At 74.1% G+C, this 3,617-nt stretch carries 2 protein-coding genes and 1 pseudogene; all 3 read left to right on the top strand.

Annotated features, from left to right (window positions below; genetic code table 11):
- Positions 1-2,163: condensation domain-containing protein (locus G3I40_RS30965; RefSeq protein ID WP_239092042.1), on the top strand; the 2,163-nt coding region annotated here is incomplete at its 5' end.
- The gene (locus tag G3I40_RS30970; protein ID WP_164305940.1) at positions 2,160-3,323 is read left to right on the top strand and encodes an acyl-CoA dehydrogenase family protein; all 1,164 of its coding nucleotides are present in this window, start codon (positions 2,160-2,162) and stop codon (positions 3,321-3,323) included. The genes G3I40_RS30965 and G3I40_RS30970, both read left to right, overlap by 4 nt.
- Positions 3,320-3,617, top strand: a pseudogene (locus tag G3I40_RS30975) (hypothetical protein); the annotation flags it as partial. The gene G3I40_RS30970 and the pseudogene G3I40_RS30975, both read left to right, overlap by 4 nt.

Raw genomic sequence — 3,617 nt, forward strand, 5'->3', positions numbered from 1 at the left:
CACGAGCACGTCGCGCGGGCGGCCCGGCAGCCCTTCGACCTCGGCGCGGCCGCCCCGCTGCGGGCGCGCCTGTGGCGCTTCGCCCCCGACGACCACGTCTTCGCGCTGATCCTGCACCACGCCGTCGTGGACGACTGGTCGATCCCCCTGCTCATCGGCGAACTCAGCCGGGACTACGCCGCACCGCCCGACGCGTGCGGAACCGACCGGCCTGCCCCGCACGTGCAGTACACCGACTACGCCGCCTGGCAGCGCGACCGGCTCGCCGGGCCCGTGGGCGAACAGCAGGCGCAGTACTGGGAACGGCACCTGGCACAAGCGGTCCCCACGGCATTGCCCGCCGACCGGCCCCGCCCCCGCAAGCCGACCTGGGCCGGTGAGACGATCACCGGACTGACGGTGCCGCCCCCGCTGGCCGAGAAGCTGACGCGGCTGCACGACGGTCCGCTGCTCACCGTGCTCGCCACCGCGCTGAACGCACTGCTGAGCCGCTGGGCCGAGAGCACCGACATCACGATCGGCACCGTCTTCTCCGGCCGGATCCGGCCCGAACTCGAGTCGCTGCTCGGCTTCTTCCCCAACACGGTCGTGCTGCGCACCAGTACCGCGGGCGACCCGCCGCTGGGCACGTTGCTGGAGCGCACCGCCGACGTCGTCTCCGACGCCCACCGGCACCAGGAGCTGCCGTTCGACCAGGTGGTGGCCCGGCGGCGGCCCGCACGGTCCGGCGCCCGCAACCCGCTGTTCCAGGTCGCGCTGGTGACCAGCGAGGCCGACGTCGAGGAGTTCACCCTCGGCGCCCTGCGGGTGCAGCCGTGCGACGTGCCGCTCGGCACGTCGCGTTTCGATCTGACGCTGAGCGCCGCCCGGACCTCCGAGGGCGCGCTCGTGCTGCACGCCGAGTACTCGACCGAGTTGTTCGACCGGTCCCGCATCGACACGCTCCTGGCCGATCTGCGGACCGTGCTGGAGAGCATGGTCACGGCGCCCGGCACCCCGGTGAGCGCCCTCGCCCTGCGGGGGCCGGTCCCCGGTGTCCCGCTCGCCGCCGCGCAGGACGACAGCGAGCCGCTGCCCGCCGCGGCGCCCGGCTCCTGGTCCCCGCTGGGGCAGTTGGTCACCGAGCTGTGGTGCGAGCGGCTGGGCCTGGCCCACGTCCCGGCGGACGACGACTTCTTCACGCTCGGCGGCGGATCGCTCCAGGCGGCAGCGCTCGTGGTCGAGATCCGGGAACGTACCGGGCTCGCCCTCGACCTCGGCGAGTTCCTCACCCGCCCCACGCTGACGGCCCTGGTGGCCGCGGCCGAGAACGCCCTGGCCACCCGGCCCGATGCGGCGGCCGCGGCCACGGAGCAGCCCGACCTCGTGGTGCCGCTGCTGCCCGGGGACCCCGGGCAGGCCCCGGTGTTCTTCTTCCACGCGAGCAGCGGCTCGTCGCTCGCGTACGCGGCGCTGTGCCGTGAACTGCCGGCCGGCATCCCCTGCTACGGGGTCTCGGTGCCGGGTCTGGACGAGGGTGAACTCCCGCGCTCCGTCGACGAGATGGCGAACGCCTACGCCGACGCCGTACGCAAGGCGGCGCCCGAGGGGCCCTACCGGCTCGTCGGCTGGTCGGTCGGCGGGGGCCTGGCCCACGCGACGGCGGTACGGCTGCGCGAGCAGGGCGCACAGGTCACGCTGCTCGCGATGCTCGACACGCAGAAGCCGACCGTGCTGGACGAGGCACCGGACGCCGCGCTGCTGCGCGGCATGTTCGCCGAGAACCTCGCACTGACGGCCGGCGTCGACCCGCCCGCCGAGTGGTCGCTCGACCAGCTGGCGGGCCTGGACGAGACCGCGCAGGCCGACCGGATCATCGGCGCGCTCGTGGACACGGGGCTGGTACCGCCCGGATCCGCCACCCTGATGCGGCGCCGCATGGAGGTGTTCCGCGTGATCATCTCGACGGCGGCGGTATGGCGGCCGGAACAGTACGACGGCCGGATCGACCTGGTGCTCGCCGAAGCCTCCCCGGAGTCCACCCTCACGGACTGGGCGGCCTGGACCAGCGGCCCGGTGATCGGGCACCGCGTGCCCGGCGACCACTACGGCATGATGCGCCCGCCGCAGGTGGCGGAGCTCGGCCGGACACTCGGAGCACTGCTGAACGGGGAGCCGACATGAGCACACCGCACCTGCCCGTGACCGATGTGCCCGACACCCGGCCGACACCGGCCCAGCGGGCCTTTCGCGAGGACGTACGCGCACTGCTGCGCTCACCCGTCGTCCAGGAGGAGGTCCGGCGGATCCGGCTCCTTCCGCCCGGGGACGAGCCCGGACTGCTGGAGACCTACCGGCTGCTCGGCGAGCGCGGCTGGCTCGCCCCCAGCTGGCCCGAACAGTACGGCGGTCGCGGGCTCGGCCACCACGAGTCAGCCGTGGTCACCGAGGAGATGATCCTCGCCGGAGTGCCGGACGACGCGCACGTGCTGAGCGTCGACATCGTGGGGCGCTTCGTCCTGGACAGCGGCACCGATGCCCAACGCGCCCGGCTGCTGCCGCCGTTGGCGCGCGGCGAGCAGATCGCCACGGTGCTGTTCACCGAGCCGCAGGCCGGCTCCGACCTCGGGCGGATCACCACCCGGGCCGAGCCCGACGGCGACGGAGCCTGGCGGCTGTACGGCACCAAGGTGTTCAACCAGAAGTCCGGCTTCGCCGAGACGGCCCTGTGCGCGGCGGTCACGGTGCCCGGGACCATGCCCGGCATCGGGCTCTTCCTGCTGCCGCTGCGCTCCCCCGGCGTGACGATCCGCACGCTGTCCAACCTCACCGACGACGCCTTCTGCGAGATCTCCATCGACGGGGTCCGGCTGACGCGGGACGACGTCCTCGGCGACGTCGACGACGGCTGGCGGATGATCAGCGAACTGCTCGTGCTGGAGCGGACCGGGGTCGACTTCCACGCCAAGATCCGCCACTGGCTCGACTCGGTGGCGGACGCGGTGCCCGCCGCGCTGCGGGAGCGGTACACCGACCTCGACGCACGCCTGACGGCCGGACACGCGCTGGCCTGGCGGATGGTGGCCGGGCTGGACGCGGGCCGCGCCGATCCGGTGCTGGCCGCGATGGCGAAGTGGTACGTCACCGAGCAGGCCCGCGACGTGGCCCGGTTCTGCCTCGAACTGCGCGGCCGTGACGGCCTGTTGACCCACCAGGACCCCGACGCCCCGGATCTCGGCCGCGCCGAGCGGGCACTGCGCTACGCCCCGACGCTCACCCTCGCCTCGGGCACCTCCGAGGTGATGCTGCGCACCATCGCGACCTCCCACCTGGAGCTGCTGTGACGACCACCGCCGCCGCCCCGCTGAGCGACCTCTTCTCGCCCGAACTGCGGCCCGTACTGCGCAGGCTCGCAGAGCACCCGCTGTCCGAGGAGGCGGCGACCGCCCAGGGCGCCGTATGGGCCGCGCTGGCCGAGGCGGGCGCCCTGCACGACGGGCACGCCGTGCTGCCCGTGGCCGAACTGCTGGGCGAGACCCTCTACCGCGGGCCCTACCTCGACACCGTGACGGCCGTCGAGGCGCTGGCCGCCCTCCCCGACTCCCCCGCCGCCGCGCCCCTGCTCGACGCGCTGCGCC

Source organism: Streptomyces sp. SID14478 (assembly GCF_010548525.1).
GTDB lineage: Bacteria > Actinomycetota > Actinomycetes > Streptomycetales > Streptomycetaceae > Streptomyces.